Raw genomic sequence first — 20163 nt, 5'->3', positions numbered from 1 at the left:
GTAGAAACGCACGAGAACGCCAGGCCCATGCGCCTTACCCGGTACCGATTCGGCGACTTCCAGCTGGACCCTGCCACGCGCGAACTGACCCGCTCAGGCGAGCGCCTGGCATTACCCCTCAAATCGCTGGAGTGCCTGGTTTACCTGGTCGTGAACCGTGAGCGTGCGGTGGGCCGCGATGAGCTGGTATCGGCGGTATGGGGCCGGGCCGATGTCAGCGATACCGTCATCACCCAGACCATGCGACGTGCCCGCAAGGCCTTGGATGATGCCGGCGACCGCCAGGCGATGATCCGCACGGTGGCCGGGTTTGGCTACCGGTGGGTGGCCGACGTGGAAGAAGTCGGCGGCGCTGGGCCTTCCGTTGAACCTGCAGCGCTGGTCGAGGCACAGGCACCGGCAGCGGCACCGGAACCGGCACCTGCACCGGAACCAGCGCCCGAACACAGCCGATCCTCCCGATCACGCTTGGCGATTGCGATTCTCATCGTAGTGGCATGCGGGATCATCGCGGGCGCCGCGTGGTGGGTTGCCCAACAGCGAACCGCGCCGGCGCAGACCCAAGCCGTGAACGATGGACAGGCCATGGTGTTGCCGGTGACCGTGCAACCCCCGGTTGCCGAATTCAGTTGGGTGCGATTGGGTGCGATGGAGTACGCGGCTGACCGCCTGCGCAGCGCCAGCCTGAAGGTGGTGCCTACCGAACAGACCCTCCACCTCAGCAATGCTCCTACCGGCGACGCACAGGCCTTGCAGGCACTGCGTGCGCGCAGCGGGGCGCAATGGTTGATCGTTCCGTCTGCCGAACATGTGGACCGCCGGTGGCGGGTCAGGCTGCAGGTGCTCGATGGCACCTCGGATACCAGTGTCGAAGCGCTTGGCGACACACCGTTGCAGGCGATGGCTGCGGCTACCGATACCTGGCTTCGCCGCGTCCACCGTTCCCCGTCCAACGCCGCCATACCCACGGCGATGCAGGAGCGGCTGCAGCGGATCGATGCGCAGCTCGATGCCGGCCAGCTGGAAGCCGCGCGCGAGCAGATCCATGCGCTTCCGCCAGCGCAGCGCAACGCGCCTGCGGTGATGGTGCGCGAAGGGCAGCTGGAATACCGGGCAGGGCAGATGGCGTCCGCGCAGGCCCTGTTCCAGCGTGCCCTGGCGAACGGGCTCGATACCGATGCCGCAACCCGTGCGAAGGGGCTGATGGGCCTGGGTTCGGTGGCGCTGCGCCAGCGCCACGCCGAGCAGGCCCAGCGCTATTACACCGACGCCCTGGCGTTGCTCGGCAGCTCCGGCAGCGACGAGAAGTACACCACGTTGCTGGGCAATGCCTACAACGGGCGTGGCGTGTCGCGGGTACGCCAGGACGATCTTGCTGGTGCCGTCAGTGATTTCGGCATGGCGCGCGTGGCGATGCGCGAAAGCGGCGACGTGGTCTCCGCCGCCATGGTGGGCTCCAACCTCGGGCGGATCGAAGGCACCCGCAATCACTGGCCGCAGGCCATCCAGGAGTTCGACGACGCCATCGCCGTGTTCGAGCGCTTCCAGGTCAACGACTATCTGGCAGCCACGTTGGCGGCCAGGTCGCTGGGCGAGCTGGAGATCGTGCAACCGGCGCTTGCCGGACGCAGCATCGCGCGGGCCTCGGTGCTGGCGGACAGCATCGAGGATGAAACCCTCGTCGGCGTGATTCTGTCCGCACGCGCGGCGGTAGCGACCGCCAACGGTACTCTGCAGGACGCCTCCACGGCGCTCAAGAGCACGTCGGCCGCAACGATCGACAGCGAGGTAATGGCGCAGCTGCGCATGGGCCTGGCCATTGCACGCGGGGATCGTGCCACGGCCGCACGGCTTGCCGGCGAGTTGCCCGGTTCGCTGAAGGGCGTCAGTGCAGACACCCTTGCGATCGCCACCCAGGCGGCGGGCAGCGTGGACGTGGCCAGGCGCTGGCTTGCCCTCGATGCCTCGGCATCCCTTCCCTCCGCGCCGCCAGCCCGGCGCCCCGCCGCCTTGTTCGCGGTGGCAGTGGTCGGCCATCGGTTTGACAAGCCCGAAGTGGCACTGGACCTGGCCGTTGCTGCCGTGGAGGCAGCCAACCGCGATGGAAGCCCCAATGACCGGGTCCGCGCCAATGTGCTGCGTGCCCTGGTGCTGGCCGGGCAGGGCAATCTGCAGGAGGCCAGCGCGGTGCTGGGCGAACTGGATGCCTACGCACAGGACGACTACCGGGTCGCCTGGCTCAATTGGCGCATCTACACCCTCCGGGGGGAAGTAGAGCTGGCCCAGCGTGCGCGTCTTCAGGCGGAGTCGTTGCGCAAAGAGCGTTCGCTGGACCAACAGCCACTGCTCTAGCGCAGATGCGGCTCCGCAGCACTTCACGTACGCCTTGCTAGAGTCGGGCAATACCCCACGGAAGCGCGACCATGCCACTGACCGACAAGCAACTAGCCATTCTGCGGGCCATCGAGGCGACCGATCCCGTGTCAGCGGACGATGCCACCTGGGCCGTCGCCGAAGGTCTGGCGGTGCAGGCCGAAGACAGCGATATCGACCTGACGCCTGCCGGCAAGGACGCATTGGGCGAGGGGTAATACTGGCACGCCTTTCGCGTGCACTGCATGCAGGCTGCACGCGCGCTCCACACCGCGCTGCCTACAGTGGCTGCCATTCCCCCGACGGCGCCCATAGCGTGAACCTGCAGACCTCCTTGCCCCTTCCGCTTCCGCGCCGCCCGTTGCCGGACAGCTGCCAGTTCGAACTGCTGGATGTGAACGCGCTGCAGGACCCGTGCAGCGGGCGCATCGTGCACCTGTACTCGATGGTGGCGCGCTGCCTGTCCTGCGAGGCGGTATTCAAGGCGCAGGAAGGCGAGGGCTTCGTCAGTACCTCGGCCGCACGCGTGCTGCGCTGCCCCTCGGGGTGCGGCCAGCAGTCGCTCAGGGGCGCCGCGCTTCGCCAGTGGGGCGCGCAGGCAACGACCGGCTCTGGATCGACACCGCTTCAACAATCTGTTCCGGCGTAAACGCGCAATGTCCTTCGCCGGTGGGCGGTAGCGTCCTCGGCGGGGGCGTCGCGCCTGACTTGGCGGCAAGCGCCGGGTAGATCGGCTCGAAGCGGGGCGTCACGGAAGGGTCATTGAGGTTGTACTGCAGCAGCAGCGGCCGGCGCAGCGCGCCGGTCAGGCGCAGGTCGCGATCAAGCTTCGCCTTCGCCTGGGGATCCGCGGCAATGCGCCGTACGCCGGCGTTGAATGCCTTGTCGTCGCCGAAGCCGGCATACACCGTGTCCTTGTTGCTGACCGGAATGCCGCCGCTGATCTTGACCAGCTGCTGGAACACCAAGGCATGCAGGCTGATGGTGCCCGCCAGCTCATCCCCCTTCAGCTCCAGGCGCTTTGCCAGCACGTCGGCTGCCTCCGGGCGGGACTGCACGGCAGCGGCGATGGCATCCACCATCTCCCCCTGCGGCAACGTCGCAGCGGCAGGTGAGCTCAACCCGCCCTCGGGCAGGCCTTTCGCGCCTGGGAAGAAATACTCGAACGCCACCAGCGAGGTGAGCACTTTGGCGGCCAGCGCATCGCCGGGCAGGTTGGCGCCGCACATCGAGATGCCACCGGTGTAGTGCTCCGGCATCCGCTCCAACGTTCCGATCGCTACCGCGCCCCCCATCGAGAAGCCCAGGATCCAGCTGCGTTTCGTGTCTGGATGCTGGGTCACGAACTGAGCGCGCAGCCGCTCCAGGTCATCGATGGCCCCGCGCACGGCCCAGCCTTGGTCGGCGTACCCACTCTGCGCCACCGCATAGCCGGCCTTCACCAGCGCCTCGCTCCACGCGTTGCCCGGCCACGGGTCCGGGCGCGGCGTGCCGACGGGCTCGAAACCATGGGCGTACATCACCAGTTCGCCGTTCCAGTGGGCCGGCATGTCGATGCGCCAAGGCGCGCCCTGCAGCGTGCCCGTTTCGCTGTGGGTTTCCGGGGTCACCGGCGCCTTTGCCCAGCCCGGCGGAAGCAGCAGGGCGGTACACAGCCCCAGGCACAGCGAGACGGTCGCAGCAGTACGCATCCAGATCATCCTCGGTCAGGTGCCGGCGCAAGGTCGACCAGCAGCGTGGGAATCAATTCGGAAACCGTGGGGTGGATCGGCACCGCCCAGCGCAGTTCATCCAGCGGCCGGTCGGCACTGATCATGTCGAGGATGCCGTGGATCGCCTCGTCGCCGCCAGTGCCCAGGATCGCCGCGCCGAGAATCTTCCGGGTTTCGGCATCGGCCACCACCTTCATGAACCCCTTGGTCTCGCCTTTCTCTACGGCACGGCCGACACGGGTCATGGGTCGCTTGGAGAAGAGCAGCGGCCGGCCGGACTTCACCGCCTCTGCCTCGGACATCCCGGCCCGACCCAGCGGCGGGTCGATGAACAGCGCGTACCCCGGCACCCGCCTGCTCACCCGGCGGTCCTCCCCATCCAGCAGGTTGGCGGCCACGATCTCGAAGTCGTTGTAGGCGGTGTGGGTGAAGGCACCACGGCCATTGCAGTCACCCAGTGCCCATACGCCGGGAACCGATGCCTGCAGGTGGTCGTCCACCTTGATGTAACCGCGCTCATCCCGGTCGATCCCTGCGCTGTCCAGCCCGAGGTCGTCCGTGTTGGGGCGGCGGCCAATGGCGATCAGGACGTGGCTTCCGGCAACCTCCGCGGGGCCGGTGGTGGTCTCGAAGGCCACCTCGATCCCGCCGTCGATCTTCCTGAAGGCGATCTTGTCGGCGCCGGTACGCACCTCGATGCCCTCATCTTCCAGGATGCCCCGCACCGCCTCGGAGACGTCCGGGTCCTCGCGTGTGATCAGCCGGTCGGCCCGCTCGATGACGGTCACCTGCGCGCCGAACCGCCGGTACATCTGTGCGAACTCCAGCCCGATATAGCTGCCGCCCACCACCACCAGGTGGTGGGGGAGGGTGTCCAGCGCCACGATGCTGCTGTTGGTCAGGTAGGGAACATCGCCCAGGCCCGGCATGTCCGGCACCGCCGCGCGGCCGCCCACGTTGACGAAGATGCGGGGGGCAGCAAGGCGCTCCCCGTTGACCGTGATGCTGCCCGGTCCATCGAAGCGGGCGTGGCCGCGAATCAGTTCGACATTGGGCATGCCTGCCAGCCAGTCCTCATTCCCTTTGCGCGAATCCATGATCACCTTGCGTGCGCGGGCCTCCACCACCTTCATGTCCACGCTCACCGTGCCCGTGGAAATCCCGTACTCGGCACCCCGGCGGGCCATCTGCGCGGCATAGGCGCTGGCAACCAGGGTCTTGGTCGGCTTGCAGCCGGTGTTCACGCAGGTGCCGCCCACCAGGTGGCGTTCGATGATGGCCACGCGCATCCCGGCCGCGTCCAGCCGCCCGGCCAGTGACGGCCCGGCCTGGCCGGTGCCGATGATGATGGCGTCGAAGCTGCGGGTGGGACCCGACGGGCCCGGCGACTGGGGGGCATTGGACATTGGGATACCCTGGTTGTGTGGGCCAAGGGCCATTCAATACACTCGTCCGCGTGAGCGCCACGCAGATCATTCGCCGGTATACCGAAGAAGAGGCCAGGAAGCTGGCCAGCGAATGGCTTTCGGTGTTCGGTCGTGACCGGTTGGGGCTGAACACCAAGGCCTTCATGTGGCACGTCTTCAGCGCCGGGCGCTCCGCCAGTATCGGCGGCGACCCGGCCGAGGCGGAGTACCGGTTGCAGACCGGCGTGGAGTTCGTCGTGTTGTCCAACGACCGCAATGCCGCGTTCCTCACCGACGTTCGTCCGGACACGCCGGAGTGGTCCGACTGTTATGTGTTCCCACCCAACTTTGCCTGGACCATGGCATTCACCCATGAGGCCGGTTGGCTGGGGCCTTACTTCGCCCGCCACCGCGATTTCGCGAGGCTGGATGCGGAGAACCAGGCAAAGCTGCGGAAGGTGCAGGAGCGGGCAGAGGCGCGTGCCAAGGGGTGGTGTGAATAGCGGCATCTTGTATGCTCCTGTGTCGGAACCACCATGGAGCGGTAGCGTTGAACAAACAGGTTGCGGTTGTACTGCTTGCACTGATGATGACCAGTTGTGTCGAGACGCCCAGCGCGGCGGTCTCCAATGCGGTCACTGACACGGCGCCGCCGACCGAACAGGCACCGCGCAAGGCGTCTGCCCTGGGCGGCCAACGGGGCGAGGGCGCACCCTACGAGGTAGTCGGTAGCGAGGTGTGGAATGTACCGGACCCTGTGTCCGGGCGGATGTACCAGGTATTCGTTGCGCTGCCGCCGTCTTACGACGAAAGCCCCGACCGCAGATACCCGGTTCTTTACGTGACCGACGCCGACTACGCATTTCCGTTGGCGCGGCAGATCGGCCGGCGCCTGAATGTGGAAGGCCCCAAGCTGGAAGAGTTCATCCTGGTGGGCCTGTCCTATTCGGTGGGTGACGATGGCATGACCAGCCGCCGGCGTGACTACACCCCGACACCCAACGGCCCCAGTAGCGCACCAAAAGACGCCGTGCACGGCGGCGCTGCACCCTACATCGCCTATATGCGCGACCAAGTGCTGCCGTTCGTCGCCGGCCGCTACCGCACGGACGAAAGCCGGCGCCTGTTGCTGGGCCATTCCTACGGCGCGTTGCTGGGCAGCCAGATCCTCTTCACCGATCCGGACATGTTTTCCGGTTACATCGTGGGCAGCCCGTCGTTCTGGTACGACCGCAATGTGATGTCGCGGTTCGAGAAGGATTACGGCGCCGGGCACAACGATCTGAAGGCATCGGTGTACATGTATGTCGGCGAGCGTGAATCGCCGGCCTTCGGCAACGACGCGGACATGGTGGCCGATGCGAAGAACATGCAGGCCGCGCTGCGCGCGCACAACTATCCATCGCTTCGCCTGAAGCTGGACGTGCTCAACGACGAGGACCACCTGAGCGTGGCCCCGCGCGGATTGACCCACGGGCTCAAGTACCTGCTCGGGAAAGACAAGGGCGGCTGACCACCGTCAGGTCTGATCGTCCACCGTGGCGATCGGGCCATTGGTCTTCACCGACTCGATGCCGCCGTCCCGCGCGGACGTCGAGGAGTAGCGCTCGCTGGTGCCGATGACCTCGCCGTTGCCGGCCTTCAGGTTGAACATCGGCTCGCCATTACTGGCGTCCTTGCGCTCGTAGCGGGCGTCGAAGGGTGCGTTTTTCTTGACGGACTCGATGCCGTTCTGCGCGCTCTGTTTGGTGGTGTAGCGCTCGCTGTGCAGGATGGGCTCGCCATTGCCTGCCTTGAGAACGAACAGGAACTGGGGGCCGGAACGGGTCAACAGGAATTTCGCAGCCATGGGACCTCCACATGTCGCGCCGGGACTGGCGGGGGAAATGTGGTGGAAGCTGGGTAGGGTGTCTATCCTGAATCCGACATCCGGCGGCCTTATTCGCGGCGCAGCTTGATATCCACGTCACGAGCCGTGTTGCCGATCAACTGCAATCCGAAATCGCCCGTGCCGCGCCGGGCCTTCACCAGCACATCCTCACCGTCGTCGACCTCGACATGGAAGCCTTTGCCGAGCCCCACCTTCAGTGCATCACGTGCTGAGGAGGCAATGTGGTTTTCGGACTGGCCGTCGACCACGGGCACATCGATCTGCAGCGGTTGGCCATCCTTGGGCCAGATCCGGAAGCTGATGGTGCCGTCCGACTTGGCGCGCTCGTCGAACACGATCCGCCACTTGTTGGAACCCCGCGGGCGCTCGGTCCCGGGTACAGCTGTCGATGCTTGAGCGCCGGTGGGCGCCTGGGCATTGGTGGTGAAGGGCAGGAGCAGCGGGAGGCCAGCCAGGGCGAGCAGGAACGCCATACGGTGAAGAGTGATGCTCATCGCAAAGCTCCATGGGTGGAATGGCTTTGGCGCCAGTTGAGCAGATTCTCCATCCGGCAGGCGCCCGGCGCATGCGTGGCAATGCGGAGCGGCGCCCAGTAAATCTACGGTTTTCCACGCCCTTCCGTGGGTGCCAACATGGATTCGACCTGACTCATGCGCGAATCGTCCTTCGTCGCGCAGCAGACAGGCACAGCCCCACGCAGACGCCCCACATCGCGACCAGCAGCAGGATCATGCCCAGCGCGTAGTCGCTGCCGCGGTAGCCCACCACAATGCTCATGTCCCACGCCATGAGGCCGGCGACAACCATGCTCAGCAACAGCAGCACACGCGGAATCCATACCGCCAGCCCGCCACGCGGCTCCCGCCAGACCCGGCGTGATGCCAGCACGAAGAGCAGTGTCACCACTGGAATGCCCAGCCAGACGAACTGCTGCAGGAACACACAGAGGAATGCCAGCTGTGCCCACGCGGGTACCAGTAGCAGGAATGGCGCATAGCGCGCCATGGGGTTCCTGGGCGCGGTATGGCGGCGCAGCAGAATGAAGCCCGACACCAAGCCTGTGAAGATCAGGAATGGGGTGGCCATGAACATGGAGAAGAAACCGCGAAAGTCGGAGGCAGCGGCGGGTCCTGCAGCGGTGGCCAGCACGAGGGCAAGAAGTGCTTGTTTGGTTCTATCCATGAAGATGTTGCTCCCTGTTGTTTCCTGACTGGGGCAGGACGATAGCAGATCGGCCAAGGGAGGCCCCCGGCCGCGCACCGGCTTGATCTGCGTCAAGACGCGCCTTGTCCTCCGGATCAAACTGGCCCGACCTACCCAACGGCATCGCTCCATGAACACGCCCGCTTCAGGAATCGAACCCGGCCAACGCCAACTCAATGGACCGCAGACCACCGGTCGCCAGTACCGCAACCTGTCGGCGCCCACGCACGACATGGTGCGCGATGACGACGTTCCAGCCCCCACGCGCGACGGCACCGAACTCATGGTCGATGTGTACCGGCCCAGCACTCCGGGCCGCTACCCCGTGCTCATCGCCGCTTCGCCCTATGCCCGGCAGGTGCAGAACAGCGGCGCGCCGCTTGGCTTCATCGAAGCAGGGCAGTCGGACTTCTTCGTGCCCCGCGGCTATGTGCACGTCATTGCCAACCTGCGCGGCACCGGGGGCTCGGGCGGGGTCTACACGTTCTCCGACAGCCAGGAGCGCCGCGATCTGTACGACCTGGTGGAATGGGCCGCCGCGCAGCCGTGGTCGGACGGTAACGTCGGCATGCTGGGCATCAGCTACTTTGCCGGCTCGCAGCTGGCCGCTGCCGTCGAGCAGCCCCCGCACCTGAAGGCCATCATGCCCATCGCCGGCACCTACGATTTCTACCGGTCATGCACCCACAACGGCCTGGGGTCCACCGGCTTCCTCACCCCGTTCCTGGCCATGATCGGGATGACTTCCAGCAAGGGCGACAAGGTCTTCCGCTCCAAACTGGTGCAGGCCGCCAGCAAGGCACTGCATATCCCGTTGGTGCACAAGCGCTTCGAGCACTTCAATGGCGAGGCGATGATTGCCGGGCTCAAGGTGCTGCTCAACCTTCCGCACCCGTCGTACCCATGGGACGACCTCTGGCGCTCGGCGCTCGTCGAGCACCCCTTCAAGGATGCCTGGTGGGATGACCGGGACATCCTGCCGCTGCTGGACAGGGTGACCATTCCCACCTACCTCGGTTGCGACTGGCGCAATGTGTCGCTGCATCTCCCCCACACGTTCTGGGCGCTGGACAGGTTGAAAAACAGCCGGCACGTGCAGGTGGGCATGCTGGGCGAGTACGGCCTGTCCTGGCCGTGGGAAAGCCTGCACATCGAGGCATTGGCCTGGTTCGACCACTGGCTGAAGGGCCACGACACCGGGATTCTGGAAGGGCCGCGGGTGCGGTACATCGTGGAGGGCGATGCCACCTGGCACGGGTCCGAGACCTGGCCGCCACCCCAGGCCGTGCACCACGCCTATGCGCTGGGCGGCGATGGCGTGCTGGGCGGGCAGGGCGGTGAGGGCGGTGAGGGCTCGCGGCGCATGATGGTGCTGGGCACCGGCATGAACCGGGCACGCCCAAGCGAAACCGACCCGCCCGACACGCTGGTATGGGACACCCCGCCGCTGGCGCAGGACCTGGCCATGGCAGGCGATATCGAGCTCAAGCTGGATGCCGTGTGCAGTGCGCCTGACCTGGCGTGGATCGTGTGCCTGCAGGACATTGATCCGGCAGGGAAGGCGACCGACGTCACCCAAGGCTACCTGCGCGCAGGATTGCGCGAGGTCGACGAGGCAGCGTCACGAACCGGTGCACCTTGGTTGCCGTGCCGCAATTTCCAGGCCGTGCCTGTGGGCGAGAAGATTACGTATCGCATCCCGATCGTCCCCAATGCGTATCGCTTCAACGCCGGTCACAGGGTCCGACTGTTCCTGACCAACGACGACCAGGACAAGCGGAAGCCGGCAATCGCGCAGTTCCGCCATGACGGCATCGGGTTGAACTGCATCAGCGACATCTTCGCCTCATCGGAGCTTCTCATTCCTCTCCTGCCGGCATGAGCACGAGCTCAGCGGCGAACGGCCGGCGCATAGGTTCCGAACCGGATCTGCACGCTGCCATCGACCACGTTCACCACGCCGATCTCCTGCGGCCCGAACTGCACCACGGCCGGCCAGGAATGGCGGAAGCCCAGCGGCCAGGCGGGTGGCTTGACCGTTGTCCAGGTGTTACCGCCGTCCTCGCTTGCACTGACTTCATTGAAGCAGGACGTCACGAACATCGTGCCACCGGTGGTGCTCATGACGTGGGGCCCACAGCGCTGATCCGCCATCGGCGTGCCCAGTCCCGCTGGCCAGCTGCGGCCGTCCGCCGAAGTCTTGTAGGACACGGGGCACTGCGGGTCATCCCCGCAGGTCTCCAGCACCATCAGGAACCCGCCATCCGGGCGCCGCGTCATCACCGGCATGCCCGGGCGCAGCTTGCCGCCGCCGGGCTGGCTGGCGATCGTCACTGCCGGGCTCCAGGTCCTGCCGCCGTCGTTGGACAGCTGTTGCGATACCACCTGGTTGAACGAGGGGGTCTCGTCAGCCCGGGTTTCATCGGCGTAGACCAACGACAGGGTGCCGTCATCGAGCCGCGTGAACACCGGTTCCCATACGCCACGGTCCTTGCGGCCGGCGGGGTTTTCGTTACGGGTGATGGTGCTCAGGAAGCTCCAGCTGGCGCCCTGGTCATCACTGGCATACACGTTCAACCGGTACGAGACCCCATCAATCAGCGAGCGCATCGCAAGCAGCACGCGGCCATCGGGCAGCACGAACAGTTCGCCGTTGTCGAGCTTGCGCTTGGGCTCTGCCACGCGCGACAGCGGCTTCCAGGTGCGGGCGTTGTCGCTGCTGACAGACAGCTGCAGGGTCGTGGTCTCGCCGCCCGGGTAGCGCGTGGTCACCGCCAGCCAGCGGCCGTCCGGCAGGCGTGCCAGGCGGCCCCAGCCGGCCTTCTCGGCATCCACGGTCGCGGTGCCGGTCCACGTGACCTCGGTGGCGAAGGCGGGAACCGCAGCGGCGACCAGAAAGGCCAGTGTCGTTGCGCGCAGGGGAAGGGTCAGCAGCATGGCCATCACCAGTAGGTTGCGTACAGGGCTACCAGGATCGCCAGCACGGCCAGCGAGGCGGCGTTGAACGACGGGGCAGTGGCATAAACCACATCGTCGGTACGGATGCGGTCACGGTCACCGGTAGCGCGGGTGGCCAGCGAAATGCCCACCGCCAGCGCCAGCGTCGCCAGGAACACCACGCCCATGCGGTCCATGAACGGCAGCGTTGGCCACAACACCTTGAAGGCCAGCGAGAGCACGAACGACCCCACTGCAGCCGCCAGGGCGCCCGCTTCGTTGGAGCGCTTCCAGAACAGGCCCAGCAGGAAGATCACCACGATGCCCGGGGTGAAGAAGCCGGTGAATTCCTGGATGTACTGGAAGCCCTGGTCGAAGCCACCCAGCAGCGGGCGGGCGGTGAGCACCGCCACGATGATGGCCACCGAAGCCGCGATCCGGCCCACCCGCACCAGCTTGGCCTGCGACGCATCGGGGGCGCGCTTGGCGTAGAAGTCCAGGGTGAAGATGGTGGCCACCGAATTGATCTTCGAGGCCAGCGACGCCACGATGGCCGCCACCAATGCCGCGAACACCAGGCCCAGGATGCCGCTGGGCAGCAGCGCCAGCATGGTCGGGTAGGCCGCATCGGGCCGCTCCAGCCCCGGTGCCAGCATCACCGCGGCAATGCCGGGCAGCACCACGATGGCGGGGATCAGCAGCTTCAGGAACGCCGCGAACACCACGCCCTTCTGCGCTTCGCGCAGGTTCTTGGCGGCCAGTGCGCGCTGGATGATGTACTGGTTGAAGCCCCAGTAGCTGAGGTTGGCGATCCACATGCCGCCCAGCAGCACCGACAGGCCCGGCAGGTCCTTGTAGAACGGGTTGTCCTTGCTCAGGATCATCTCGAACCGCTCCGGATGCTGCTGCCAGAGCTGCATGAAGCCATCGCTGACGCTGCCGTCGCCGATTTTGCTCAGGGTGATCACGGTGACCAGCAGGCCGCCGAGTACCAGCAGGCACACCTGCACGATATCGGTCAGCGCCACCGCCTTCAGCCCGCCATACAGCTGGTAGGCCAGCGCGAACGCGCCCAGCAGCACCAGCGCCACGTCCTGGTTGAGGCCGGCGACACCGGCAATGGCAATCGAGCCCAGCCACAGGATCGAGGTGAGGTTGACGAACACGTACAGCCCCAGCCAGAACACGGCCATCACCGTGCGGATGCGGTTGCCGTACCGCTCCTGCAGGAACTGCGGCATGGTGGTGATGCCGTTGCGCAGGAAGATCGGCAGGAACCACTTGCCCACGATCAACAGGGTGATCGCCGCCATCCACTCATACGAGGCGATGGCCAGGCCGATGGCGTAGCCCGAGCCCGACATGCCGATGATCTGTTCGGCCGAGATGTTGGCCGCGATCAGGGATGCGCCGATGGCCCACCACGGCAGGCTGCGGCTGGCCAGGAAGTAATCCTGCGCCGATTTCTGCTGGCCGGCCTTCTCGCGCGACACCCACTGCGCAAGGATGAAGATGCCTGCCAGGTAGGCCAGCACGATGCTGATATCAAGGGTGGAAAGGCTCATGGAATCTCCGCGGAAGTCCCACGCGGTGCGCGGGGCGGCAAGCTGTTGGGGTCGCCGGCGAACCGGGCTTCGGGAAAGCCGGCGATACCGGCGTCATCGAGGGAAAGCAGGTGGCCTGCAAGCGGGTCTTGGGCACGGGCCGCGGTATCCATGCCGTCATGCGCGCTGGTGATGAACAGCGTGCGGTGGGCGGGGCCGCCGAAGGCAGGGCGGGTGGGCTGGCTGACCGGCGTGGCAATCGCGCGGTCCTCTGTGCCGTCCGGCAGGTAACGCACTACCCGCGCATCGCCCCAGCGGGCGTTCCAGAGGCCGCCGTCAGCGTCGACCGCGCTGCCGTCGGGCTCGCCGGGTTCGGCCTGCAGGTCAACGAACAACTGCGCGGGCCCGAGCGTGTCGCCGTAATCGCAGCGCAGGATCTGCTTCTGCACCGAGTCACAGAAGTACATCGTGTCGCCAGAGGGGCTGAAGGCAATGCTGTTGGAAATGGCCACGGTGGGTAGCGGCAGGACTTCCAGAGAGAGGTCGGCGTTGAGGCGAAGGAAGGGCGCTACTGCCTGCTTCGGGCCTTCAGCAGGCTCATGCAGCAAGCCGAACACAAATCGGCCCTGGCGGTCACACGCACCATCATTGGCGCGCGTATCGAGCGGTGCCAACCCATGCAGCCCTTGCAGGTCGCGGAATTCGTTGTGCTCGGGATGGAAGAATGCCAGCCGGGAAGCCAGAGCGAGCAGCAGCCAGCCGTCCGCTTCGCACAGCGCCATCGCGGCCAACCGCTCCGGCATCGGCCAGCGCGCAATGGCCCCATCCTGCGGGCGGTAGCGCCACAGCTGCGATTGCTGGATGTCGGTCCAGTACACCACCTGCTCGCGGTCGCACCACAGCACGCCTTCGCCCAGTGTGTTGCCCGCCGGTACCGCAACCCGCACCGGGCCGGTCACACCCAGCCCCCGTCCACGATGAAGTCCTGGCCGGTGCACATGCGGCTGTCGTCGGCGGCCAGGAACAGGGCAGCGCGGGCAAGGTCGTCCGCGCGCAGGTAGCCGGGCAGGCACTGCGAGCGGCGCAGCTGCGCTTCGCCCTCGGCATCCAGCCACAGCCGCTGCTGCTTCTCGGTGATCACCCAGCCAGGCACCAGTGCGTTGATGCGGATGCGGTCGTGCCCCAGTTCGCGGGCCAGCCCGTTGACCAGCCCATGCACTGCGGATTTGGCCATGGCATACAGCGGGTAGCCGCTGTTCTTGATCATCCAGCCGGTCGACCCCAGGCAGATGATCGAGCCGCCACCCAGCGCCTTCATGTCCGGCGCTACAGCCTGGATCGCGAAGTACTGGTGGCGCAGGTTGACCGCCACGCTGCGCTCGAAATCGGCCACGCCGGTATCGGCAAGCGCATGGCGCGCATCGTTGGCCGCGTTGTTGACCAGCACCGAGAACGGCCCGACCAGTTCGCGTGCTGCAACGATGGTGGCCTGGAACGCGGCGATATCCGTGATGTCGCAGCGCAGATAGCGCGGCGCCGGTTCAACGTCGTGCAGGCTGCCCAGCAATGCCTGCGCACCCCCGTCGTCGATATCCAGGAACACCACCTTCGCGCCCTGCCGGGCGAAGTGCTCTACGAAGGCGGCGCCGATGCCGGTGGCACCGCCGGTGATCAGCACCGCGCGGCCGTTCAAACTGGGGTAACGGGTCATGGGCATCACCGGGCTCACCACTCGGCCACGCTGCCATCGGCATGGCGCCAGATGGGGTTGCGCCAGCGGTGGCCCTCGGCGGCACGTTCGTCCACATAGGCTTGGTTGATTTCGATGCCCAGGCCGGGACCATCAGGAATCTTGACGAAGCCTTCCTTGTAATCGAACGGCGAGCGGTCGACCAGGTAATCCAGCAGGTCGTTGCTGGCGTTGTAGTGGATGCCCAGGCTCTGCTCCTGGATGAAGGCGTTGTAGCAGACCGCATCCAGCTGCAGGTTGGCAGCCAGGGCAATCGGGCCCAGCGGGCAGTGCAGGGCGATGGCTACGTCGTAGGCCTCGGCCATGGCCGCGATCTTGCGGGTTTCGGTGATGCCACCGGAATGCGAAGGATCGGGCTGCAGGATGTCCACGCCGCCTGTCTGCAGTACCCGCTTGAAATCGAACCGGGAATACAGGCGTTCACCCAGCGCGATCGGGGCGGGGGAGAGGGCCGCCAGTTCCGGAATCGCTTCAAGGTGTTCGGACAACACCGGTTCTTCAATGAACATCAACCCGAACGGGGTGAGCTCACGCATCAACACCTTCGCCATCGGCTTGTGCACGCGGCCGTGGAAATCCACGGCCAAGCCGATATCCGGGCCCACCGCATCGCGCACGGCCTGTACGTTTTCCAGCACCCGCGTGACCTTGTCGTGGGTGTCCACGATCTGCATCTCTTCGGTGCCATTCATCTTCACCGCAGTGAAGCCACGTGCCACCGCTTCGCTGGCTGCGCGTGCGGTATCGGCCGGGCGGTCACCGCCGATCCACGAATAGACGCGGATGCGGTCACGCACCGGGCCGCCCAGCAGGGCATGCACGGGAACGCCGAGCGCCTTGCCGTGGATGTCCCACAGGGCCTGGTCGATACCGGCCAGCGCGCTCATCAGGATCGGGCCGCCACGGTAGAAACCGCCGCGATACAGCACGTTCCAGTGATCTTCAATGTGCCGGGGATCCTTGCCGATCAGGTAATCGGAAAGCTCTTCCACCGCAGCGGCCACGGTATGCGCGCGGCCCTCCACGATGGGCTCGCCCCAGCCGATGATGCCGGCATCGGTTTCGATCCGGACAAACAGCCAGCGCGGGGGCACCAGGTAGGTGGTGATGGCGGTGATTTTCATGCGTAGGGGTCCGTGTTGGTGCTGTTCCAGGCGTCGATGAACGCCCGCGCGCGGCGCGCCACTTCTGCTGGCGGGGTCTTGGGGGCGTACAGGGCCGAACCGATGCCGAACCCGGCCGCGCCTGCGTGGCGGTAGGCCGCCATGCGTTCGGGAGTAATGCCGCCCACGGGCAGCAGCGCGGTGCCTGCGGGCAGCACGCTGGACCAGGCTTTCAGGACTGGTGGCGGCAGCTGCTCGGCGGGGAAGAGCTTCAGTGCATCGGCACCGGCGCGCAGCGCGGCGAACGCCTCGGTGGGCGTGGCCACGCCGGGGGTGCAGCGCATGCCCTTGGCGTGCGCGGCGGCGATGACCTCGACATCGGCGTGCGGCATCACGATGATGCGGCCGCCTGCGTTGGCCACCTCATCCACCTGGGCGGTGGTGAGCACGGTGCCCGCGCCGATCAGGCAGCGGTCGCCCAGCTGTCTGGCCAGAAGCTCGATGCTCTCCAGAGGCTGCGGAGAGTTCAGCGGCACTTCCAGGATATGGAAACCGGCATCGGCCAATGCGGCACCGATGGCGGGTGCCTCCTGCGGGGTGAGCCCGCGCAGGATGGCAACCAATGGGAGGGGTTGCATCCAGGCGGTGCTCATGGGAATTCCTTCAGCGAGGGGGTTTGCGTGGGGCGCGGATTCCCTTCAGGTTGGCCCGGGAATCGGCAATCATGTCCAGCATGGCCGCGCGCGCCGCGTCCGGCTGCTTCAGCCGGATCGCGTCGTACACGTCGAAGTGCCGTGGGAGGGAGTACTTGAAGTCCTTGGCGGTCTGCGCCGAGAGCAGGAAGAAGGTGCCCAGCGCGGCGTCGATCACCGAGAACAGCGACCCCAGCAGCTCGTTGTTGGTGGCTTCCAGCACGCTCTCGTGGAAGGACAGATCCGCCTTGGCCCACGCGTCCTGGTCGGGCGCATCGGCCATCGCCTGGTACGCCGCCTTGATCCTGGCCAGCTGCGCGGGCGAACGCCGCTGCGCGGCCGAGGCGGCCGCCGCAGGTTCGATCACTTCGCGCATTTCCACCAGCTTGTCCACGAAGTCCTGGGTGGGCATCAGCGCGCAGCGCCACGCCAGGATGTCGCTGTCCAGCTGCTTCCAGAACCGCGGCTCGCGCACCCGCGAACCGGTTTTCTGCTTGGTTTCGATCAGCCCCTTGGAGCCGAGTACCTTCAGCCCCTCGCGAAGCGCGGAGCGGCTTACCGACAAGGTCTGCGCCAACAGCTCTTCCTTGGGCAGGTACTCGCCCGGCTTGATCGTGCCGCTGATGATGCGCTGCCCGATCTCCCGGGTGACTTGGTCGTGAAGGTTGCGTACCTCGATCCGTTTCACAGGCGCCCCTTTGGCTTGGTGCTCCGCAGACTGCGGTCACTCCTATTATCCGACAAAAGGGTGGCATAAAGGGGGCGTGCATTGACATGGGGGAGGTCATCATCAGAGCTTGAACCGGAAGCCCATGCCCACGGTCTTGTCCTGGTAACGGATGTCACGCGGGCGGGTATCGCCACTGCCCCAGAACTGGTGCAGGTTGTTGCCCAGCAGGTTGGTGGCCGAGAACACCACGGTGGCGCGCGGGGTCACGTCGTAGCTGATGGAGAAGTCCAGCGAGCTGGCCGGTTCCACCTGGTCTTCGGTACCGGCCACGGTGGGTTGGGTGAAGAAGTCGATGTAGCGGCTGCGGTAGCCGTAGGCCAGGCGCGCGGACAGGCCGAAGTTCTCGTAGAACAGCACCGCGTTGTAGTTGTTCTTGGACACGTTCTGCAGCGGGCGCGAAATGATGGGGCCGCCGATGAACTCCGGCGATTTCGTGTCACCGTCGATGTAGGTGTAGTTCAACTGCGCACCCAGGCCGCCCCACGCACCGGGCAGGAAATCGAAGGTCTGCTGGTAGGCCAGCTCCACGCCCTGCAGGTGGCCGCTGCCGGCGCTCTGCGGCGAGGACAGCTCGTAGTCTTCCCCGGCGATGACCACGTTGGTGATGTAGTTCTGGATGTAGCCGTCGATATCGCGGTAGAACACACCGGCGCTGGCGTAGCCCACCGGCGAGAAGTACCACTCCAGGGACAGGTCGTAGTTGGTCGACTCGATCGGGCTCAGGTCCGGGTTGCCGCTGCTGGCCACGCCGGCCCGGTTCACCGTGCCCGGGTTGAGCGAGATCGACGGGTTCAACGCGCCGAAGTCCGGGTAGCTCAACGTCTTGGCGGCCAGCAGGCGCAGCTGCCATTCGTCGTTGAAGTGCAGGTTCATGCTCGCATTGGGCAGGGTGTTGGTGTCCTGCGTGTTGCGGGTGATGGCGCTGTACACGCCGGTGCTGGCATCGAAGGAGAAGGCGTTGAGCTCACGCTTGATCTTCTCCGCGCGCACGCCCACCAGGCCGTCCACGCGCAGGCCGAACACATCGAAATCGTACTTGGCCTGCAGGTAACCGGCCGACTTGCGCTCCTGGATGTCGAAGAAGCGGCCCGGGTTTTCCGCCGCCAGCCCGTCGGGCAGGCCGTAGAAGTTGCGCAGCGCGTCGGCGTTGTCGATCAGGTAGTCGTAGCACGGGGTGAGGAAGGACTGGCTCAGCGCCGAGTTGCCGCGCTTGCTGCAGAAGAAGCTGTTGGCCGGGAACAGGCCCACCACCTGGTTGTCCGGGTTCGGGTTGGCGGTGATGTTGCCGGTGCCGGCGCCGCCCGGGGGCGGGGTGCTGATTTCCACGCTGCCCTTGGCGCTGGCATTGCGGTCGGCGTAGCGCAGCCCGAACTGCAGGAACGCGATGGGGCCATCGAGGAAATCGAACTTGCCATCGCCGCGCCAGCTGTTCTCTTCACCGCGCGATTCGCCCCAGGTCTGGAACAGGCCGTTGAGGTAGAAGCGCGACGGATCCATGGCCGGGTTGCCGGCCAGGTACCAGTTCTGGTGCTTGCCGGCAGTGCCATCCCACACGGTGGTGATCGGCCCGTTCATGAAGGTATCGATGATGAAGTTCTCATCCCGATAGTAGCCGGAGGTGCGTGTGACCTCGGTGGAGAGGTGCAGCTGGTCGCCGTTCCACTTGAAGCCCAGCGCGTTCTGGATGTCCTGGCCGCGCTGCTTGTGCGCTTGGGTGCTGCTGGCGGCATAGGTGTCACCGGTCCACGAGCCGCTGCTGGCGTCGCAGATGGTCTGCCCGGCCAGCGGGCCCTCCAGCTGGTTGGCGTAGCAGTTGTTGCCTACCTGCAGCCCCGTGGGCGGAACCACTCCGACCGGGAAGCTGAAGAGGAAGGCCTGGTCGTAGTCGTCGCGGACATAGTCGTACAGGCCTTCGACGTAGACCTCGGTGTTTTCGGTCGGCTTCCACTGCAGCGCGTAGTTGAACGAGCTGCGCTTGCGGTCGCCGTGGTTGTAGTTGGTGCCCCAGCCGTTCGGCGCGGCAATCAGGTTGCCGTCGTCGGTGCGCATCGGCGTACCGTCCGGGTTTTCCAGCACCTTCGGGAAATCGCCCCACACCGCATCGTAGGCGTAGCGCTTGCCGATGTAGCCGAAGTTGACCATCGCGCCGATCTCGCCGGCGTCGGTATCCCAGCGGTTGCTCAGCAGCAGGCTGGCGTTGGGATCGATATCGCCGGTGTACTTGCTGTGCGTGCCGGTTACGGTGCCGGCAATCTCGGCGCCTTCGAAATCCAGCGGGCGGCGCAGCTGGATGTCCACCAGGCCGGCGATGCCGCCCAGCGGCAGGCTGGCCTCGCTGCTCTTGTACACGTTCAAGCTCTTGATCGCGGTGGCCGGCAGGTTCTGGAACGCATAGCCACGGCCGGAGCTGCTGAAGATCTCGCGGCCGTTGAGCGTGCTGATCACGTTGGGCAGGCCGCGGATCACCACCCCGGTGGTTTCGCCCTGGTTGCCCTGGGCGATCTGCACGCCGGTGACGCGCTGCAGCGCATCGGCCACGCTGTTGTCGGGCAGCTTGCCGATATCCTCGGCCACGACAGAATCCACCACCATCGCCGCTTCCTGCTTGATCGTCTGTGCGGTCTGCAGGCTCTGGCGCAGGGCGGTTACGGTAACCGTGTCCAGGTCAACGGCGGTCGGCTGCGCCGCCGGGTCGGGGGTGGCCGCACCGGCATCCTGCGCCTGCACCAGTGCGGGCAGGGCTAGGGCGGACAGGATGGCCAGGGAAAGCAGGGTGCGGGAAGAACGACGGTTCATGGCGGTATCTCCGGATTCCGGAAAGC

General features: G+C 66.2%; 19 protein-coding genes. 6 read left to right on the top strand and 13 right to left on the bottom strand.

Translation table 11 applies throughout. The annotated features are described in order from the left end of the window. Positions 1-27: 27 nt before the first annotated feature. From QMX79_RS03495 to QMX79_RS03485, 3 genes are all read left to right on the top strand, one after another. Positions 28-2352 (top strand): winged helix-turn-helix domain-containing protein, encoded by a 2325-nt coding sequence (locus QMX79_RS03495; RefSeq protein ID WP_282244427.1) that lies wholly within the window; start codon positions 28-30, stop codon positions 2350-2352. 71 nt (positions 2353-2423) lie between these two features. Continuing rightward, positions 2424-2591 (top strand): hypothetical protein, encoded by a 168-nt coding sequence (locus tag QMX79_RS03490; protein WP_282244425.1) that lies wholly within the window; start codon positions 2424-2426, stop codon positions 2589-2591. Positions 2592-2689: 98 nt separating this feature from the next. Next, positions 2690-3022, top strand: a complete 333-nt coding sequence (locus tag QMX79_RS03485) for a hypothetical protein (protein ID WP_282244423.1) — start codon at positions 2690-2692, stop codon at positions 3020-3022. On the opposite strand, the gene QMX79_RS03480 is transcribed toward QMX79_RS03485, so the two are convergent. Next, positions 2937-4064 carry a hypothetical protein gene (locus tag QMX79_RS03480; RefSeq protein WP_282244421.1) on the bottom strand — a complete coding sequence of 376 codons (1128 nt, stop codon included), beginning with the start codon at positions 4062-4064 and terminating at the stop codon, positions 2937-2939. The genes QMX79_RS03485 and QMX79_RS03480 overlap by 86 nt on opposite strands. 5 nt (positions 4065-4069) lie before the next feature. Beyond that, positions 4070-5491: an FAD-containing oxidoreductase gene (locus QMX79_RS03475; protein ID WP_282244419.1), complete on the bottom strand. Its 1422-nt coding sequence runs from the start codon at positions 5489-5491 to the stop codon at positions 4070-4072. Between the two features lie 50 nt (positions 5492-5541). Here QMX79_RS03475 and QMX79_RS03470 point away from each other — a divergent pair, with 50 nt between their 5' ends. Continuing rightward, a complete protein-coding gene (locus QMX79_RS03470) occupies positions 5542-5994 on the top strand; it encodes a DUF4275 family protein (protein WP_282244417.1) in 453 nt (150 codons plus the stop codon). Positions 5995-6077: 83 nt separating this feature from the next. Continuing rightward, positions 6078-7004, top strand: a complete 927-nt coding sequence (locus tag QMX79_RS03465) for an alpha/beta hydrolase-fold protein (protein ID WP_282244415.1) — start codon at positions 6078-6080, stop codon at positions 7002-7004. Positions 7005-7010: 6 nt separating this feature from the next. On the opposite strand, the gene QMX79_RS03460 is transcribed toward QMX79_RS03465, so the two are convergent. The 3 genes from QMX79_RS03460 to QMX79_RS03450 form a co-directional block, all read right to left on the bottom strand. Further along, positions 7011-7340 (bottom strand): YegP family protein, encoded by a 330-nt coding sequence (locus QMX79_RS03460; protein WP_282244413.1) that lies wholly within the window; start codon positions 7338-7340, stop codon positions 7011-7013. 89 nt (positions 7341-7429) lie between these two features. Beyond that, the gene (locus QMX79_RS03455; protein WP_282244411.1) at positions 7430-7876 is read right to left on the bottom strand and encodes a hypothetical protein; all 447 of its coding nucleotides are present in this window, start codon (positions 7874-7876) and stop codon (positions 7430-7432) included. A gap of 154 nt (positions 7877-8030) precedes the next feature. Further along, positions 8031-8660: a hypothetical protein gene (locus QMX79_RS03450; protein ID WP_282244409.1), complete on the bottom strand. Its 630-nt coding sequence runs from the start codon at positions 8658-8660 to the stop codon at positions 8031-8033. 55 nt (positions 8661-8715) lie between these two features. Between QMX79_RS03450 and QMX79_RS03445 the strand changes: the two genes are divergently transcribed. After that, a complete protein-coding gene (locus tag QMX79_RS03445; protein WP_282244407.1) occupies positions 8716-10467 on the top strand; it encodes a CocE/NonD family hydrolase in 1752 nt (583 codons plus the stop codon). 8 nt (positions 10468-10475) lie between these two features. On the opposite strand, the gene QMX79_RS03440 is transcribed toward QMX79_RS03445, so the two are convergent. The 8 genes from QMX79_RS03440 to QMX79_RS03405 form a co-directional block, all read right to left on the bottom strand. After that, positions 10476-11522, bottom strand: a complete 1047-nt coding sequence (locus tag QMX79_RS03440; RefSeq protein ID WP_282244405.1) for a sialidase family protein — start codon at positions 11520-11522, stop codon at positions 10476-10478. A gap of 5 nt (positions 11523-11527) precedes the next feature. Next, on the bottom strand, positions 11528-13087 hold the full coding sequence (locus QMX79_RS03435; RefSeq protein ID WP_282244403.1) for a sodium/sugar symporter: 1560 nt from the start codon (positions 13085-13087) through the stop codon (positions 11528-11530). Next, on the bottom strand, positions 13084-14025 hold the full coding sequence (locus tag QMX79_RS03430; RefSeq protein ID WP_282244401.1) for an SMP-30/gluconolactonase/LRE family protein: 942 nt from the start codon (positions 14023-14025) through the stop codon (positions 13084-13086). The genes QMX79_RS03435 and QMX79_RS03430 overlap by 4 nt, the downstream gene beginning before the upstream one ends. Then, the gene (locus QMX79_RS03425) at positions 14022-14783 is read right to left on the bottom strand and encodes an SDR family oxidoreductase (protein WP_282244399.1); all 762 of its coding nucleotides are present in this window, start codon (positions 14781-14783) and stop codon (positions 14022-14024) included. The genes QMX79_RS03430 and QMX79_RS03425 overlap by 4 nt, the downstream gene beginning before the upstream one ends. 8 nt (positions 14784-14791) lie before the next feature. Then, positions 14792-15940 (bottom strand): galactonate dehydratase, encoded by a 1149-nt coding sequence (dgoD, locus tag QMX79_RS03420; protein WP_282244397.1) that lies wholly within the window; start codon positions 15938-15940, stop codon positions 14792-14794. Continuing rightward, positions 15937-16572, bottom strand: a complete 636-nt coding sequence (locus QMX79_RS03415) for a 2-dehydro-3-deoxy-6-phosphogalactonate aldolase (protein ID WP_282244395.1) — start codon at positions 16570-16572, stop codon at positions 15937-15939. Before QMX79_RS03415 ends, dgoD begins: the two co-directional genes overlap by 4 nt. Positions 16573-16582: 10 nt before the next feature. Next, entirely contained in the window at positions 16583-17299 is a 717-nt protein-coding gene (locus QMX79_RS03410) for a FadR/GntR family transcriptional regulator (protein WP_282244393.1), read from the bottom strand. Positions 17300-17401: 102 nt separating this feature from the next. Then, entirely contained in the window at positions 17402-20137 is a 2736-nt protein-coding gene (locus QMX79_RS03405; RefSeq protein WP_282244391.1) for a TonB-dependent receptor, read from the bottom strand. Between the last annotated feature and the right edge of the window lie 26 nt (positions 20138-20163).

It is taken from the genome of Stenotrophomonas sp. PS02300 (assembly GCF_029959395.1).
GTDB classification, from domain to species: domain Bacteria; phylum Pseudomonadota; class Gammaproteobacteria; order Xanthomonadales; family Xanthomonadaceae; genus Stenotrophomonas; species Stenotrophomonas maltophilia_AD.
The sequence above is the reverse complement of the archived record's forward strand: the minus strand, read 5'-3'. Positions and strand labels throughout refer to the sequence as shown.

Excerpts from the sequence above, each read along its gene's own strand:
- QMX79_RS03495 (WP_282244427.1), top strand. The coding sequence starts at position 28 with ATGCGCCTTACCCGGTACCGATTCGGCGACTTCCAGCTGGACCCTGCC.
- QMX79_RS03490 (WP_282244425.1), top strand. The coding sequence starts at position 2,424 with ATGCCACTGACCGACAAGCAACTAGCCATTCTGCGGGCCATCGAGGCG.
- QMX79_RS03480 (WP_282244421.1), bottom strand. The coding sequence starts at position 4,064 with ATGCGTACTGCTGCGACCGTCTCGCTGTGCCTGGGGCTGTGTACCGCC.
- QMX79_RS03475 (WP_282244419.1), bottom strand. The coding sequence starts at position 5,491 with ATGTCCAATGCCCCCCAGTCGCCGGGCCCGTCGGGTCCCACCCGCAGC.
- QMX79_RS03465 (WP_282244415.1), top strand. The coding sequence starts at position 6,078 with ATGATGACCAGTTGTGTCGAGACGCCCAGCGCGGCGGTCTCCAATGCG.
- QMX79_RS03460 (WP_282244413.1), bottom strand. The coding sequence starts at position 7,340 with ATGGCTGCGAAATTCCTGTTGACCCGTTCCGGCCCCCAGTTCCTGTTC.
- QMX79_RS03455 (WP_282244411.1), bottom strand. The coding sequence starts at position 7,876 with ATGAGCATCACTCTTCACCGTATGGCGTTCCTGCTCGCCCTGGCTGGC.
- QMX79_RS03445 (WP_282244407.1), top strand. The coding sequence starts at position 8,716 with ATGAACACGCCCGCTTCAGGAATCGAACCCGGCCAACGCCAACTCAAT.
- QMX79_RS03440 (WP_282244405.1), bottom strand. The coding sequence starts at position 11,522 with ATGCTGCTGACCCTTCCCCTGCGCGCAACGACACTGGCCTTTCTGGTC.
- QMX79_RS03435 (WP_282244403.1), bottom strand. The coding sequence starts at position 13,087 with ATGAGCCTTTCCACCCTTGATATCAGCATCGTGCTGGCCTACCTGGCA.
- QMX79_RS03425 (WP_282244399.1), bottom strand. The coding sequence starts at position 14,783 with ATGCCCATGACCCGTTACCCCAGTTTGAACGGCCGCGCGGTGCTGATC.
- dgoD (WP_282244397.1), bottom strand. The coding sequence starts at position 15,940 with ATGAAAATCACCGCCATCACCACCTACCTGGTGCCCCCGCGCTGGCTG.
- QMX79_RS03415 (WP_282244395.1), bottom strand. The coding sequence starts at position 16,572 with ATGAGCACCGCCTGGATGCAACCCCTCCCATTGGTTGCCATCCTGCGC.
- QMX79_RS03405 (WP_282244391.1), bottom strand. The coding sequence starts at position 20,137 with ATGAACCGTCGTTCTTCCCGCACCCTGCTTTCCCTGGCCATCCTGTCC.